This is a genomic window from Antricoccus suffuscus, from assembly GCF_003003235.1.
GTDB lineage: Bacteria > Actinomycetota > Actinomycetes > Mycobacteriales > Antricoccaceae > Antricoccus > Antricoccus suffuscus.
Genome location: NZ_PVUE01000003.1, coordinates 217,284 through 232,700 on the forward strand (window position 1 = coordinate 217,284; position 15,417 = coordinate 232,700).

Genomic DNA, 15,417 nt, shown 5'->3' on the forward strand with positions numbered 1-15,417 from the left:
GACTACTTCTTCGGGGTCCACTTCTCGATGTTGACCCACGGTCCCCACGCCGTACCATGCTCGTGCGGTTCGAGAATCGTCTGCGTGCCATTCCACGCTTCAGTCACGGATTTCAACTGAACGTAGGTGTGATCGACAAAGACGAGCACGACCATTGAGGGTTCGGCGAGGTAGATGTCCTGCACCTTCTCGTAAGCCGCGACCCGGTCCTCTGTAGTCAGCGATGTGCGGCCGAGGTCGAGGGCCGCGTCCATGTCGGGATTGGCGTACTGGCTTGGATTGTCGTAGTAGGCGCCAGCGGCCGGGTAGGAGGAGTGCAGCATGGAGTACAGCTGCGAGTCGACGTCGTACGGAGTGTCGCCGCCGCCCAGCATCACCGCGTCCTTGTGGATGCGAGGCTCCAGTACGTCGAAGCCTTGACCCTCGATCGACACGTCGAAGCCGGCCTTGAGTGCCTCGGATGCGAACGCGGCGGACAGATCCTTACGCAGTCGGTCTTCGGGCTTGTACATAACCGTGAACGCGGCGCGGACGCCGTTCTTGTGCCGAATTCCATCCGATCCCTCGATCCAGCCCGCCTCGTCGAGCATCGACTTCGCCTTGTCGAGCTCATACGGGAATACTGCGTCTTCGGAGTAATAGTCGACGTACTGTGGCGGAATGAACGTCGAAGCGATGCGGCCGTACCCCATCAGCACGCTGTCGAGCATCGCCTGACGGTCGACGGCGAGGTTGAGCGCCATCCGAACTGCCGGGTCGGAGGTGACCGGGTTGTCCAGTGGCAGCGAGATTCCGCGCCAGTCGGCGGATGTCGCGGCAATCACGTCGACTGCGTCGGACTTCTTGAAGTTGGCGGCGAGTCGTGGTGGCAGAACTGAACCGTCGTACTCACCGGCGGTCATCTGCTGAGCGCGAGTGTTGTCGTCGGCGGCCAGAACGTAGGTGACCTTCTTGACTGCGGGTGCCCCGTCCCGGAATCTGGCGTTGGCGGCGTAGACCAGTTTGCCGTTGGAGAAGGACTCCACGACGTATGGACCGGTCCCGATCGGCTTCTGGTTGAGCGCTGACTCCTCGACCTTCTGTCCGGCAACGATCGCGCTCGCCGGTGCGATCCCGACAAGGAGTTTGGTCGGGAATGCGACGTACGGGATATTGAGGGTGAAGACCACAGTGGCCGGGTCGGGCGCCTCGATGCCGGCCAGCATGGAGAGGTCGCCGGCGATCGGCGAGGCCGTCGCCGGGTCGATGATCGCCTTGTACGTCGCGACCACATCGTCGGCGGTCAGCGGCGTACCGTCGGAAAACGTGACACCCGAGCGAATTTTGACCGTCCAGGTCTTCGCGTCCTCGGACGGCTCCGGTGGACTCGCTGCCAGTTGAGGCACAAGGTCCGGCAGGTCGTTCGGCTTTGCCTTGAGGGTGAGCAGTCCCTCGTTGATCTTGCCCATCCCGTTGCTGTCGGCACCGGCGATCGGGTTGAGCGTTTCGGGGAGGAGCGCGGTGACCAGTGAGAGGGAAGCAGAACGACCGCCGCCGCCGGTCGTCGGCGCAGAACATGCGGCCGCGGCGAGCGCGGCACCCGCCGTGCCGATGAGGAAGAGTCGTCTGCTGAATTCGGACACGGGTAGCCTTCAGGTGGGGAGCGAGTGACGGTTTCCGACACTACCTCACATGTGTTTAACAAGACACATGTCGTGCTGGATCGTTGGCTGAACGCGAGGATGACGTGAGTGCGGAAAACGAGAGACCAGGCGACATCGCCGCAGATGCAGTGAACAGCAGTAGCGCCGCGATAAGCGAATGGGTTGGCACGTTTGAGCTGTTTGCGGATCCGACGCGAATGAAGATTCTCATCGCCGTACATGCCGCGCCCGAGGCCTCGGTGTCTGAGATCGCCGCGGCTACAGGGATAACCCCTAACACCGTGACGCAGGCCCTCGCGACGCTACAGGGTGCGCACGTAGTTTCGTGCCGCAAGGACGGCCGCTACCGCCGCTGGCGGCTCAGTGACGATGCGGCGCATCAGGTGTTGCACCACATGAAAGCGCCACACACGCAGCTGCACCCCGACCACGACACCTGATGCCCGACCGAGCGTCGTGAATTGAGCACGTCAACCGAAGTTTGTCGATGCGCTGCAGGAAAAATTCGGCATCGACCTCTCCGCTCTCGATGGGATGGAAGCGTCGATCAAAGAACTCCTGCTCTAGACGAGCGACCCGATCGGGAGCTCGTCGCCGAACATGTGCGTCGTAAACAGCTCGGCACTCGTGTCCTGATCGAACACGACGTGCCCGCTGCCGGTGTTGATGTCCCTGAGCGCACGCTGCAGTGGGGAGTCGAGGCGATGTGCGCTGGCGCCGCTGCCGGCGACCAGCTCGGTCACGACGCGGCGGCAGACACCGACGACCCACGCCACCGTCCAACGGATACGCACCCGCTCGGCGAGGTCCGGCGGCGGCGCACCATCTCGTACGGCGTCCAGCCGCGCGACGGCATCGTCGAAGGCGAGGGTCGCCGCGTGCAGCTCCGCAGTAGCGTGTGCCAGCCGCAGTCGGGCACCGGGCACGTCGCGCTGCTTCGTGCCGGGCGAGTAGGTCATTACCCGTTCGCTGAGCCGTGCCCGATATGCCTCGAGCACACCCTCGGCGATCCCGAGCAAGGGTGCGGCGGCGCCCAACGCGAGCACAGGGACCATCGGCCAGCCATATATGGGATCGCCGTACGGCGCCGCCACGGCCGGTCGTGCCTCGCGGATGGTGCCGAGCCGGAACGCGCGATCTTCGGGAACAAGGAGTTCCGCGGCACTGACGTCATCACTGCCCGTGGCACGCATGCCGTCGGTGTGCCACGTGTCGTGTACGACGACGTCCTCGGTGGGCAACAGGAACAGTCGTACGTCCGGTGGTCCGTGACCATCGGGTGGCGGGATCATTCCGCCGGCCATCACCCACGGACCGTGATGTACGCCGGTCGCCCACGACCAGCGGCCGGTGAGTCGGTAGCCGTCGCCGTCAGCGACCGCCTTACCGTTCGGCGCAAAAGGCCCTGAGGCCAAGGGCATCGGGTCGTTGGCGAACAGCTCCCTGACGGTGGCGTCCGGCCACAGCGACAGAATCCACGCGTGCAGGCCGAAGAAGCTCGTTACCCATCCCGTCGAGCCACATCCGCGGGCCAGGATGCGCGCGATCATCGTGTGCGTGCGGTAGTCCAGCTGGTGGCCACCGAGCTCCCTAGGCACAAGCGCGCTCAGCAGCTCGGCTTCGCGAAGATCTGCGATCGTCTCGTCAGGAAGGGTGCGGCCGCGTTCGGCGTCGTCGGCGCGCTTGGCGATGACCGGGACGAGGGAAGCGGCACGGTCGATCAGTTCGGCTGATGTCGTCATGCAATGCAGTGCATCACGGACACGACTCGTCCCACAATGGGCTAGTCGCCGGGACATTTAACAACGCCGATAATGCTCCCAGAGCCGACCGTCGCCAGTCTCTCAGGCATATTGGGTTCCGTTCTCGCAATACCCGCCGGGACGTGGGAAACTTGAATGATGCTCGACCGGGAATCCAAGACCATGGTCGCTGGATTTAGCCGTCCCGCACCAGATGGCCACGATCGGCCGGCGCCGACGTATCGGGAGCACACCGAGGTGGCCCGACCGGATCTCATTCGCTGCTGGTGGACGCATAGATTGCCGCCGCATAGCGGTGCCTCTCGGATTCTTCCCGATAACTGTGCGGATCTAATTGTCCGGGACGATGGCGCGGCGTGGCTCGTAGGGCCGGCTACCGGACCAGACCTTTTCGAGCTCGAGGGCCGCTTCAACTTGCGCGCGATCAGGATCAACCCGGCCGCTCTGGCCACGGTGACCCGACTCGACGCCGACGAGCTCGTGGATCAGCGGCTGGGCTTCGGCGAGATCTTCACGCCGTCCGTGGCGCGGGCCTTGACTGACGCGGTCTGGGCCGTTGACGAGCACACCGTACGCCGGATCTTTGCCGACAGGGAAGCGATCCCGTCGCTAGCCGAGGGATTCCGGATGCTTGAGTGTCATCCGGGTCAGGACATCAACCGAATCGCCGAGCGGCTCGGGCACTCGCCGCGCAACTTTCGCCGGCTGATGAAAAGGAACGCCGGTCTCGGGCCAAAGACGATCCAGCGAGTGAGCCGGTTCAGGTCGTTCCTTGATGCGGCCGAGCGTGCCGGTGACGTGGCATCGCTTGCGGGACTGGCATTCGCGGCCGGGTACGTCGACCAAGCGCACCTCACGCGCGACTCGACTGCGCTGAGCGGTCTCCCTCCGCGGGCACTACTCGTCGAGCGGTCGTCAGGTCGCTAGTCGACGACGTCGCGATGATTGGCAGGGCACAGACTCACAAGTCGCGGGTGAGGGTGGCGCTGAGGTGGTGGGTGAGCGGCAGGCCGACCGCGGCCATGCGCACGTCGTACCGCAACACGTCGCCGTCCAGGATGAAGTCGCGCTCGGTGGCGGTGACGTCCTTCGCCGTACTGGTGCCGTGCACGACCGTCGATCGCAGCCACACGCCGGACCCATCAAGCGTCCCTTCGAGTATCTCCACGATGCCGAACGGGTGCGCGAGGACAACCTCGACCTGGCCGGCCGAGGGCAGCCGCCAGTAGCCGGTCTCGGCATGCATCGGCAGCCCGTCGGGATTGCGCGTCTTCTGTGCGTAGGCCAGGAATGGCTTGCCGACGTGGCTGAAGGTCACGGACTCGACGTACTCGAACGGCTCAATCGTCGGATACTCGCCTTGGCCTGGACCGGACCAAGTGCCAAGAAGGTGCCGAAGCGGTTCAATACCTGGATGCAGCTGCGGAGTCATGACTCGACTGTCCCACATCGTCGTAGTAGCGGAGCGTGTTGGAAGATAGAAGCATGCCAGAGCAACAAGTCGTCGTACGCCGTGCACACACGCGAGACGTCCCCACCATCCGTCACATCGTCGAACCACTTTCGGATGCGCGTGTACTTGTCGCGAAGGAAGCTGTCGCATATTACGAGAGCTTGCAAGAATTTCGTGTCGCCGAAGTCGACGGCGAGATCGCTGGATTCGGTGCGCTGCACGTGATGTGGGAAGACCTCGCCGAAGTGCGCACGCTGGCTGTGTCGAAGGATTTTAAGAGCAAGGGCGTTGGCTCGATCCTTCTGGAGCACTTACTTGACGACGCTCGAGAAATCGGGGTCGACCGGGTCTTCTGCCTGACGTTCGAGATCGAGTTCTTCACCCGGCACGGATTTATGGAGATCGAAGGTACGCCGGTCGAGCCGGACGTGTACGTCGAACTGCTGCGCTCGCACGACGACGGTGTCGCGGAGTTCCTGGACCTGGCACGGGTCAAGCCCAATACGCTCGGCAACTCGCGGATGCTGCGCCTGCTGTAACGCCAACTGCCAGACGCTGTTGCGTCAGACAGCTAATATTGGGTGCTCACGGAGGACTCCGGCGGCGGGGTCCGGATACCCGACGCACTTGGAGAGACATGTCTGACGGGCTTGGAAAACAGACTGACTTCGCGCTGGTGGGCGGACGGCTGCTCAGCATGGCCGGCGAGCCGATCGACGACGCCACGGTGATTATCCGCGGCGGCAAGATCCTGGCGGCGGGTCGGCGTACCAAGACGAAAATACCCCGCGGATTGGCAAACGTCGATGCGAAAGGGAAGTGGATCCTGCCCGGATTCGTCGAGCCGCACGCGCACCTCGGCGTACACGAAGAGGGCGAGGGCTGGGCCGGCGACGACACCAACGAGATGACCGACCCCAACGGCGCGCGGCTAAGAGCGCTCGACGCGATTAACCCCGATGACGAGGGATTGCGCGATGCGCTCAGCGGCGGCATCACCACCGCCGTCGTCAAACCGGGCTCCGGCAACCCGATCGGCGGCCAGACCGTCGCGATCAAGACATGGGGACGGATCGTCGACGAGATGGTCCTTAAGGAACCGTGCAGCGTCAAGAGCGCGCTCGGTGAAAACCCCAAGCGCGTGTACGGCGAGAAGAAGGCGCTCCCGTCGACAAGGCTCGGCGTCGCGGCCGTGATCCGGGACGCGCTTACCGACGCGCGGGAGTACGCCGACGCGCGGATGCGGAAGAACAGCACTGAAAAGTACGACCCGACAAAGGAAACTCTCGCTCGGGTGCTCAGCGGTGAGCTTCCGTGGTGCCAGCACACGCATCGCGTGGATGACATCGCGACGGCGATCCGGCTTTCGGAGGAGTTTGGCTACCGGTTGGTGATCAACCACGGCACGGAGGCGCACCTGATCGCCAGTTTTATTGCCGAAAAGCAGATCCCGGTCGTCATCGGGCCACTCTTTACGTCTCGTTCCAAAGTCGAGGTACGGCGTCGTTCGTTGAAGAATCCGGGCCACCTGCAGAAGGCGGGTGTGAAGATCGCGCTCACCACGGACCACCCCGTCGTACCGATCGAGTTCCTCGTCTACCAGGCGGCGCTCGCGGTAAAAGAAGGTCTCGACCGCGATGAAGCGCTTAAAAGCCTCACGATCAATCCGGCCGAGATGCTCGGACTCGACGATCGAGTCGGCTCGCTAGAACCCGGTAAGGACGCCGACATCGCGCTGTGGTCGGGGGATCCGCTCGACGTGTACTCGCGCTGCGAGAAGGTGTGGATCGACGGCCGTAACGTCTACGAGTACGACTACGAGCGGGACCTGCCGGTCACCGCGAAGCAGTTCGAAAACAGCTAAGTCCCCGGCGACCTGTCTACCAACCGGGTTTGCCGGCAAGCACATTCTTGTGTACGACGTGCTCGGTGTAGAAGCTGAGAAGCGGAATCGTGCCGCACAGGATGACGATGATGGTGCGCTTGAAGTCCCAGCGGCGCTTGATCGACAACATCACGGCGGTAATGATGAAGATTAGGTAAAGGTAACCGTGCGCGACACCGATGACGGTGACCGGCGTCGGGTTGTTCCCGAAGTATTTGAGCGGCACCGCGACCAGGATGAGCACCGCCAGCGGTACGCCGACGATCCACGCCATGATCCGGTAGTTGCGCAGCGCCGTCGTGACGGCCATCCGGTCGATGAAGTTGGTCTTGCGCTTCCGGCGGGCGCCGGCGGGCCGCTTCACGTGGGGTTTCGCGGGCGCGTCGGTTTCGTTTATGTCGGTCACGGTCGGATCAAACTTCCTGTTCCTGTGCGGCTTTTTCGTTGAGCGCGCGGAGATGCTCGTTGTATGCCGCAGTCTCCGGGTCTTCGGGGCCAATGTAGTCCGAATAGTGTGGCCGGGATGTGATGGCCTTCGGACGTACGTCGTGGATCACGCGCCCCGGATCGGGCTCGTCCCACAGCAGGGCGGGCTCGTTGGCGCCTGGTGGATGGAAGTGCATCCAGATCGAGCGGCCCCATCCGTACAGCCCCATCAGCGCGAAGATCGGCCACTGGATCGCGTACAGGATGTTTTGCCAGTCACCGGCGCTCGATTCCGCCTTGTCGAACTGCCATAGGAATGCAAGCACGCAGACCGCCAAGTAAATGACGCATACGGCGTGCCACGTCAGCCACTTGGAGGTCAGGACGCTACGCATCAGTCAAGGGTACGTCGGCGTGCCGTGAGCGGCCCTCGCGGTGCACGAGATGCTGGCCGCATTCCGCAGGCGACTTGCCGCGGATCGCGGGGCGAGTTGCCGTGGATGGTGGGGAACGGGTTTAGATGTGCGGGTCGGCCGAGTCCTTGAACGCCTGGACGCACTTCAAGTACTCGGCTTCGGCTTCCGCTGCGCCGACCCAGTCCGAGCCCTGGACGTGCTTGCCGGGCTCGAGATCTTTGTAATGCTCGAAGAAGTGCTTGATCTCATCGAGTTGGAACTGCGAGACGTCGCCGATGTCCTTGATGCCGTCCCACCGAACGTCACCGGCTGGCACACACAACAACTTGTCGTCGCCGCCTGCTTCGTCGACCATCTTGTACATCGCGATCGGGCGGGCGGCGACATAACAGCCGGGAAACAGCGGCTCCGGGAGCAAGACCAGCGCGTCGAGTGGATCGCCGTCGTCCGCGAGAGTTCCGGCGATGTAGCCGTAGTCGGCGGGGTAGGCCATCGAGGTGTAGAGGTAGCGGTCGAGATGCACCCGGCCGGTGCTGTGGTCGACCTCGTATTTGTTGCGGCTTCCCTTGGGAATCTCAATGAGTACGTCGAATTCCACAGCTATCTCTCCTCGTATGAATGCGCTCGTCGATAAAAGGCACATCGCAAGTGACTTGGGGCCGGGCACACCGAATAGGGCGCACATCGGGCCCGCTCATTATGCCGTGTCCGGCGTGAGCGGCTGCGGGCCCATCCCGCGCGCCACTACTCTGGTACGTCGAGAGGCCGCACACGACTGAGGGGCTGGATGAAGACGCCGTCATTTCCTAACGTGGACCCCGTGGTCTGGCGTCGGAAGAACGCCGTGGCACGGGCCTTTATCGTGTTCGGCGCGGTCGTGCTTGCCGCGGTCCTCGGTGTCGCGGTTGTCGTCGTCGTAGGTCAGGTCACCGGGCCCACGCGCCCGGCCGCCGGCGCCAAGGGCCAGACCAAGCAACTCGTCACAGAGTTGCCGCCTAACTCCAGCCCGTCACCGGTCCTGGGCCGCCTCGATCCAAACGCCAAAACGCCCTCGACCACGGGCCTGGCGGCCGCGCTTGCGCCGGCACTAGCCAACCCGGCGCTCGGGAGTACCGCAGCCGTGGTCGTCGACCCGGCGTCGGGTACGACGTTGTTCGACCAGGATGGAACCGCTTCGTTGCAGCCCGGTTCGACGATGAAGCTATTCACCGCGATCGCGGCCGCGAAAGCGGTCAAGCCTGGCACCCGGTTGACCACGAAGGTCGTCGCCGGTGCCGCGCCGGGGGAGATCGTGCTGGTGGGAGGCGGCGACCCGACCCTCAGCTCGCAACCGACCTCGACGCTCTACCCGGGTGCGGCCTCGGTCGAGCAGCTGGCCGCCGCCGTGCGGGCCGCCGGAATCGCGCCGGGCAGCGTCACCAAGGTCACCGTCGACGACGGCGCGTTCGCGGGCCCGCCGCAGGCCGTCGGATGGGGCGCCGGCGACGCTCCATCGACGTACGCCACACCCATTTACCCCGTCATGGTCGACGCCGGCCGGTTGAGCCCGGAAGACAAGGCCCAGCGCACCGCGAACCCCGACCTTGCCGCGGGTACGGCGCTCGCGGCCGCGCTCGGCAGCCCGGGCGCCGTCGTCGGACGCGGTCAGGCCGGTCCGGGGGCAACCCTCCTCGGCAGCGTCCAGTCGGCGCCGATTGAGGATCTGATTGAGCAGGCGCTCGTCAACTCCGACAACGTGCTCGCCGAGATCCTCGGCCGGCAGGTCGCGATCGCCGAAGGTGCGCAGCCGTCGTTCACAGGCGCAGTATCGGCGGTCACCAAGGTCGTGCAGGGAATGGGCGTCGACCTGACCGGCTTTGAAGCGCACGACTCCAGCGGACTGTCGATGAATGACCGGGCCAGCGCCGGTTCGATCGCTTCCGCGCTTGCTGTGATGGCCAAAGGCGACCAGCCGTTGACCGACGTCGTCGGCTCGGCCCTTGCGGTCGCTGGCTACAACGGCACGCTCGCGACCCGCTACCTATCGGGTTCGGCGGCCGCCGCCGCGGGAGACGTGCGCGCAAAGACGGGGTCGCTCACGGCCGTCGATACGCTCGCCGGGACCGTCGTGACCGCCGATGGCCGGCTGCTCATATTTGCGCTGATCTCCAATGGAGCGCCCGCACAGGACCCGGCGAGGGCGGCGCTGGACGAGGTCGCTGCGACGATGGCCGGGTGCGGGTGCCAATAGGCACGTAACCTCAGACGTATGAGTTCTGATGCGATGATCGACTGGGATGTTGCCGCGCGCGCCGGCAAACGGGTAGTGCGTGCCGGACCGGAAGTATCGCTGCACGAGGCTAAATCGGCGGTCGCACAGCTGCGCGAGAGCGCGCTGGCGGCGGACGCGCACGTCAGCGCGATCACCAAGATCGCGCAGCCGCCGCACACCGCGCCGACCCTGGTGGTCGACCGCGCCGGCTGGATCGACGTCAACAGCGAGTCAGTGGGCCACCTCATGGCACCGCTGGTCGACAAGCTGGCCAGCGCCAACGCGACATCCGGGGTCGGCAAGCTCGTTGGGTCCAGGGTCACCGGGACCGAAGCCGGGGTCGTGCTCGGGTTCCTCGCCAGCCGCGTGCTGGGCCAGTTCGATGTATTCGGGCCCCGCGGCGGTCAGTTGCTACTCGTCGCGCCCAACATCATCGACGCCGAACGCAAGCTCGACGTCAACCCGACCGACTTCCGGCTCTGGGTCTGCCTGCATGAGGTCACGCACCGGCTGCAGTTCACCGCGGTGGACTGGATTGGCCAGTACATGCGCACCCAGATTGCCGATCTGGTCGATGCGTCGGACCTCGACTCCGATTCGCTCAAGCAGAAGATCAAGGAAGTCGCCGGCGAGCTCAAGGACCGCAAACGGTCCGGCGACAGGGAACCGGGCCTCGGCATCGTCTCGCTGGCGCAGTCCCCGCAGCAGCGCGCCATCATCGAACGGATGACCGCGGTGATGAGCCTGCTGGAGGGCCACGCCGAATACGTGATGGACGCGGTCGGGCCCTCCGTCGTGCCGTCGGTCGCGGAGATCCGCCGCAAGTTCAAGCGCCGCAGGGCGGGGCGCTCACCGATCGACCGGGTCTTCCGCAAGCTGCTGGGCCTCGAGGCCAAGATGCGCCAGTACGCCGAGGGGCGCAAGTTCATCGACGGCGTCGTCGACGAAGTGGGGATGGACGGGTTCAACCGCGTGTGGGCGACCCCGGACAACCTCCCGACGATGACCGAGTTGCGCGATCCGGCGCTCTGGGTCAAGCGCGTGCAGCCGCTGGGCATCACGCCCGGCGCCTCCTGACCAGCCGGTGGTCGGGCCTCCGCCCGCGGTCGCGGCCGTCCGGGTCGCCGTACGCCGGTGGCTCGAGAATGCCGGCCACGATCAGCCGTATCCGCCCGCCGAATCGTTGTGCGTGGCCGTCTCCGGTGGGGCCGACTCGCTGGCGCTCCTAACCGCGACAATCTTCGAGGCGGGCAAACTCGGCCTCGAGGTCGATGCGCTGAGCGTCGACCATCAGCTGCAGGACGGTTCCGCGGCGCGGGCCGCACAAGTTGCGGACCTGGCTCGGCGGCTTGGCGCTCGCTCGGCGACGGTGTGCACGGTGACCGTCGCGGGGACGTCCAATATCGAGGCGCAGGCACGAACCGCGCGGTACGCCGCCCTCGCCGCCCAGTCGCACGGCCGCTGGATCCTGCTCGGGCACACCCTCGACGACCAGGCCGAATCGGTGCTGCTCGGCCTCGGTCGGGGCTCCGGGCCACGGGCGATCGCCGGCATGTCGGCCCACAACTTCCCTTACGGACGGCCGCTTCTGACGGTACGGCGTGCCCAGACGCGCTCGGCCTGCCGCGACGAGGGTCTACCGATTTGGGACGATCCGCATAACGACGACCCCCGGTTCACCCGCGTCCGGATCCGAAACGAGGCGCTGCCGCTGCTGGAGGAGATCCTCGGCGGGGGAGTGGCCGAGGCGCTCGCCACCACCGCCGAATTGCTGCAGCACGATGACCGGGCCGTCGGCGAGCTCGCGCTGAGGGCGCTCGACGTACTTCGCGCGGATCCGGTGCCGGATATGGCCTCGGCGCTGCGGGCCCGGGCGCTCGCCGACCACCCGGCCGGGCTACGACGCCGGATCATTAAGCTCTGGCTCGAAAAAGACGGCGGGTTCGGCTCGCTGACCGGCCCGCACATCGCCGCCGTCGACGCGCTGGTCGCCGACTATCACGGCCAGGGTCCGGCGTACTTGCCCGGCGGTCGGCGCGTGACGCGCACTCGTGAGACGATCAATCTGACGCGCTAGCGACCACTTCAGGAAGGCCCGCCCGTGTACGACGGCGAAATCGAAAAGGTACTGATCTCCGAGGAAGAGATCGTGCAGAAGACCCGTGAGCTCGCGGAGGTGATCGCCGCGGACTACGCCGACAAGGAAGTCCTCATGATCGGGGTCCTCAAGGGTGCGGTGATGTTCATGTCGGACTTGGCGCGGGCGTTGCCGTTGCCGGTGCAGCTGGAGTTCATGGCGGTCTCGTCGTACGGCTCGTCCACCAGCTCAAGCGGGATCGTGCGGATTCTGAAGGACCTGGACAAGGACATCACCGGCAAGGACGTGCTGGTCGTCGAGGACATTATCGATTCCGGCCTGACGCTGTCGTGGCTGCTGAAGAACCTCGGCGCGCGCAACCCATCGTCCATCGAGGTGTGCACGCTACTGCGCAAGCCGGACGCGATCAAGGTCCCGATCGAGGTGAAATATCTCGGCTTCGACATCCCCAACGAGTTCGTCGTCGGCTACGGCCTCGACTACGCCGAGCGTTATCGCGACCTGCGCTATATCGGCACGTTGAAACCCGAGATCTACTCCTGAATCGCAGCGGCGTAGGTCACGTCGGAACAACAGTCCTCCGTGATGCGTTGGACCTCTGTTACGAGATGCGTACGTTCACGCGTGTAGGCGCGGGGACGGCGGGTATCGTCGTAACTTCCAGATCTGCGCGTAGCGCTAGGTCAGGCGTGTGTTGGCAGCCAGACTCAGGAGGTACGGACCGCCCCGGTCCGCGCAAGCATGAAAAATAAGCGTTTCTACAGATCGCCGTGGTTCTTCATCCTCATCGCGGCCGTCATCGCGCTCGTGCTGCCTTCTGTGCTGTCCGGCGGCGACAGTTACACCAACGTCAAGACGTCGGTGGCTATTGGGCAGCTTCAGGATGGCAACGCCAAATCCGTCAACATCAAGGACAAAGAGCAGTCCCTCGACATCATCCTGAAAAAGGCGATCGACCCAACGGGCGACGGCAAGGAAAAAGTCACCAAGATCACCACGTCGTACCCGTCCAGCGCCGGCACGGAGATCTTCAACGCGGTCCGTGACTCGCAGGGCGACAGTGCGACGGCGTCCAAGAACACCGGTTTCACGACAACGGTGACTCAACAGAGTGTTCTGGTCTCGATGCTGCTGAGCATCTTGCCGTTCATCATCATCCTCGGGCTGCTGTTCTTCCTCATGAACTCCATGCAGGGTGGCGGCCGTGGCGTGATGCAGTTCGGCAAGAGCAAAGCCAAGCTGGTCAGTAAAGACATGCCGAAGACGACTTTCGCCGACGTCGCGGGCGCCGATGAGGCACTTGAAGAGCTTGGCGAGCTCAAAGACTTCCTGGAGAACCCGGCCAAATTTCAGGCGGTCGGCGCGAAGATCCCCAAAGGCGTGCTGCTGTTCGGCCCGCCGGGTACCGGCAAGACGCTGCTCGCGCGCGCCGTCGCGGGCGAGGCCGGGGTGCCGTTCTACGCAATCTCCGGTTCGGACTTTGTGGAGATGTTCGTCGGTGTCGGCGCCTCTCGTGTGCGTGACCTTTTCGAGCAGGCCAAGGCCAACGCGCCGGCCATCATCTTCATCGATGAGATCGACGCCGTCGGCCGTCATCGTGGCGCGGGCATGGGCGGCGGTCACGACGAACGCGAGCAGACCCTCAACCAGATGCTTGTCGAGATGGACGGCTTCGACGTCAAGGGCGGCGTCATCATGATCGCCGCGACCAACCGTCCGGACATCCTCGACCCGGCACTGCTGCGCCCCGGTCGGTTTGACCGGCAGATCGCCGTCGACCGGCCCGACCTCGAGGGTCGCAAGGGGATCTTGCGGGTGCACGCCAAGGGCAAGCCGATGGCGCCCGGCGTCGACCTCGACACCGTCGCGCGTCGTACCCCCGGCTTCACCGGCGCGGACCTCGCCAACGTCATCAACGAGGCCGCTCTCCTCACGGCGCGCCACGGGAGTACGTCGATTACCAACGAGACTCTCGAAGAGTCGATCGACCGCGTTATCGCCGGCCCAGAACGCAAGGGTCGCGCGATGAGCGACAAGGAAAAGAAGCTCACGGCATACCACGAAGGCGGACACGCACTCGTCGCGCAGGCGTTGCCGCACTCCGCGCCGGTGCACAAGGTGACGATCCTGCCGCGTGGCCGCTCGCTCGGGCACACACTGATCCTGCCGACCGAAGACAAATACACCCAGACGCGCTCAGAGATGATCGACAGTCTCGCCTACATGCTCGGCGGGCGGGCCGCGGAAGAGCTGATCTTCCACGATCCGATGACCGGTGCGGGCAACGACATCGAGAAGGCGACGAGTGTTGCCCGGTCGATGGTGACCGAATACGGCATGAGCGCCAAGCTCGGCGCGGTCAAATACGGCAGCAAAGACTCCGAGCCGTTCCTCGGCCGCGAGATGAGCCACTCGCCGGAATACTCGCAGCAGGTGGCTTCCGTCATCGACTCCGAGGTCCACGAGTTGATCGAGATAGCGCACGATGAGGCCTACGAGATCCTCACCGCCCATCGCGCCGAGCTTGACCAGATCGTGTTGGAGCTGATGGCAAACGAGACGCTCAGCGCCGATGACATGAACCGGATCTGCATCAATGTCAAGAAACGCTCGCCCATGGCGCCGTACGTCGGTTCCTCCGACCGGCGTAAACCGTCCAACCAACCGCCGGTACTCACCCCGGCCGAAATGCGGGCGCAGCAGCAGACCAACGGTCACCCGGTCGATGAACTCGCCGCTCGCCCAGGCGGCGGCAGGCACAGCGCGGATCTCGACCATACGGTTGAGCTGCCCGCCGTACCACCGCAGTCGGCGACACCGGAAGCCGAACGCCCGCAACCGCCCGCTCAGGGCACTCGCCCAGCCGACTGGGTCAATCGGCCGCATCCCGGCGAGGCCTAATGGACGCGGCGCGCCCGTTCGACCGTGACCGTGCCATCGCCGCCGTCCGTGAACTGCTGATCGCGATCGGTGAGGACCCGGACCGCGAGGGTTTGCAGCGCACTCCCCAACGTGTCGCTAACGCCTACGCCGAAATATTCGCCGGTCTGCATAGCGATCCGAGCGAAGTTCTGCAGACCGTCTTCGACGAGGGCCATCAGGAGATGATCCTGGTCCGCGACATCGAGCTCTACTCGACCTGCGAGCATCACCTCGTTCCCTTCCACGGCGTCGCGCATGTCGGCTACATCCCCGGCGCTGACGGCAGAATCACCGGACTGTCCAAGCTTGCCCGCCTCGTCGACCTGCTCGCCAAGCGGCCGCAGGTGCAGGAGCGGCTCACCGGCCAGATCGCCGACGTACTGGTCGGCGAGCTCAAACCGCGTGGCGCGATCGTCGTAATCGAGTGCGAGCACCTGTGCATGGCGATGCGCGGCATCCGCAAGCCCGGTGCACGCACCGTCACGTCCGCCGTGCGCGGCATCTTCCAGCACAACCTGTCCACTCGAGCCGAGGCGATGAGCCTCATCGTCGGCAGGTAG

General features: G+C 64.9%; 16 protein-coding genes. 10 read left to right on the forward strand and 6 right to left on the reverse strand.

What is annotated here, in order from left to right:
- Positions 1-2 precede the first annotated feature (2 nt).
- The gene (locus CLV47_RS06090; protein ID WP_202862418.1) at positions 3-1,622 is read right to left on the reverse strand and encodes an ABC transporter substrate-binding protein; all 1,620 of its coding nucleotides are present in this window, start codon (positions 1,620-1,622) and stop codon (positions 3-5) included.
- 104 nt (positions 1,623-1,726) lie between these two features.
- Between CLV47_RS06090 and CLV47_RS06095 the strand changes: the two genes are divergently transcribed.
- Positions 1,727-2,083 carry an ArsR/SmtB family transcription factor gene (locus CLV47_RS06095; protein WP_106348110.1) on the forward strand — a complete coding sequence of 119 codons (357 nt, stop codon included), beginning with the start codon at positions 1,727-1,729 and terminating at the stop codon, positions 2,081-2,083.
- A 123-nt stretch (positions 2,084-2,206) separates the two neighbouring features.
- On the opposite strand, the gene CLV47_RS06100 is transcribed toward CLV47_RS06095, so the two are convergent.
- Positions 2,207-3,385: an acyl-CoA dehydrogenase family protein gene (locus CLV47_RS06100; protein ID WP_170110973.1), complete on the reverse strand. Its 1,179-nt coding sequence runs from the start codon at positions 3,383-3,385 to the stop codon at positions 2,207-2,209.
- A 156-nt stretch (positions 3,386-3,541) separates the two neighbouring features.
- Here CLV47_RS06100 and CLV47_RS06105 point away from each other — a divergent pair, with 156 nt between their 5' ends.
- Entirely contained in the window at positions 3,542-4,333 is a 792-nt protein-coding gene (locus CLV47_RS06105; RefSeq protein WP_106348112.1) for a DUF6597 domain-containing transcriptional factor, read from the forward strand.
- Between the two features lie 34 nt (positions 4,334-4,367).
- On the opposite strand, the gene CLV47_RS06110 is transcribed toward CLV47_RS06105, so the two are convergent.
- Positions 4,368-4,838, reverse strand: a complete 471-nt coding sequence (locus tag CLV47_RS06110) for a peroxynitrite isomerase (protein WP_106348113.1) — start codon at positions 4,836-4,838, stop codon at positions 4,368-4,370.
- 53 nt (positions 4,839-4,891) lie between these two features.
- Between CLV47_RS06110 and CLV47_RS06115 the strand changes: the two genes are divergently transcribed.
- Together CLV47_RS06115 and CLV47_RS06120 are read left to right on the forward strand one after the other, a co-directional pair.
- Positions 4,892-5,398: an amino-acid N-acetyltransferase gene (locus CLV47_RS06115; RefSeq protein WP_106348114.1), complete on the forward strand. Its 507-nt coding sequence runs from the start codon at positions 4,892-4,894 to the stop codon at positions 5,396-5,398.
- Positions 5,399-5,496: 98 nt separating this feature from the next.
- Positions 5,497-6,723 (forward strand): amidohydrolase, encoded by a 1,227-nt coding sequence (locus CLV47_RS06120; protein WP_106348115.1) that lies wholly within the window; start codon positions 5,497-5,499, stop codon positions 6,721-6,723.
- A gap of 16 nt (positions 6,724-6,739) precedes the next feature.
- Here the strand turns inward: CLV47_RS06120 and CLV47_RS06125 are convergent, their stop codons facing one another.
- The 3 genes from CLV47_RS06125 to CLV47_RS06135 form a co-directional block, all read right to left on the reverse strand.
- Positions 6,740-7,150, reverse strand: a complete 411-nt coding sequence (locus CLV47_RS06125; RefSeq protein WP_202862419.1) for a DUF3817 domain-containing protein — start codon at positions 7,148-7,150, stop codon at positions 6,740-6,742.
- Positions 7,151-7,157: 7 nt separating this feature from the next.
- Positions 7,158-7,565: a hypothetical protein gene (locus CLV47_RS06130; protein ID WP_106348116.1), complete on the reverse strand. Its 408-nt coding sequence runs from the start codon at positions 7,563-7,565 to the stop codon at positions 7,158-7,160.
- Between the two features lie 121 nt (positions 7,566-7,686).
- Positions 7,687-8,184: an inorganic diphosphatase gene (locus CLV47_RS06135; protein ID WP_106348117.1), complete on the reverse strand. Its 498-nt coding sequence runs from the start codon at positions 8,182-8,184 to the stop codon at positions 7,687-7,689.
- A gap of 222 nt (positions 8,185-8,406) precedes the next feature.
- On the opposite strand from CLV47_RS06135, the gene dacB reads away from it, so the two are divergent.
- From dacB to folE, 6 genes are all read left to right on the forward strand, one after another.
- Complete coding sequence (gene dacB, locus CLV47_RS06140; RefSeq protein ID WP_170110974.1) at positions 8,407-9,816, forward strand: D-alanyl-D-alanine carboxypeptidase/D-alanyl-D-alanine endopeptidase; 1,410 nt, start codon at positions 8,407-8,409, stop codon at positions 9,814-9,816.
- An 18-nt stretch (positions 9,817-9,834) separates the two neighbouring features.
- Positions 9,835-10,914, forward strand: a complete 1,080-nt coding sequence (locus CLV47_RS06145) for a zinc-dependent metalloprotease (RefSeq protein WP_238145251.1) — start codon at positions 9,835-9,837, stop codon at positions 10,912-10,914.
- Positions 10,915-10,921: 7 nt separating this feature from the next.
- Positions 10,922-11,914 (forward strand): tRNA lysidine(34) synthetase TilS, encoded by a 993-nt coding sequence (gene tilS / locus CLV47_RS06150; protein ID WP_106348120.1) that lies wholly within the window; start codon positions 10,922-10,924, stop codon positions 11,912-11,914.
- A 24-nt stretch (positions 11,915-11,938) separates the two neighbouring features.
- Positions 11,939-12,478, forward strand: coding sequence for a hypoxanthine phosphoribosyltransferase (gene hpt / locus CLV47_RS06155; protein ID WP_106348121.1), 540 nt, complete (start codon positions 11,939-11,941; stop codon positions 12,476-12,478).
- 198 nt (positions 12,479-12,676) lie between these two features.
- The gene (ftsH, locus tag CLV47_RS06160; protein WP_106348122.1) at positions 12,677-14,836 is read left to right on the forward strand and encodes an ATP-dependent zinc metalloprotease FtsH; all 2,160 of its coding nucleotides are present in this window, start codon (positions 12,677-12,679) and stop codon (positions 14,834-14,836) included.
- Positions 14,836-15,417, forward strand: coding sequence for a GTP cyclohydrolase I FolE (gene folE, locus CLV47_RS06165; RefSeq protein WP_106348123.1), 582 nt, complete (start codon positions 14,836-14,838; stop codon positions 15,415-15,417). Before ftsH ends, folE begins: the two co-directional genes overlap by 1 nt.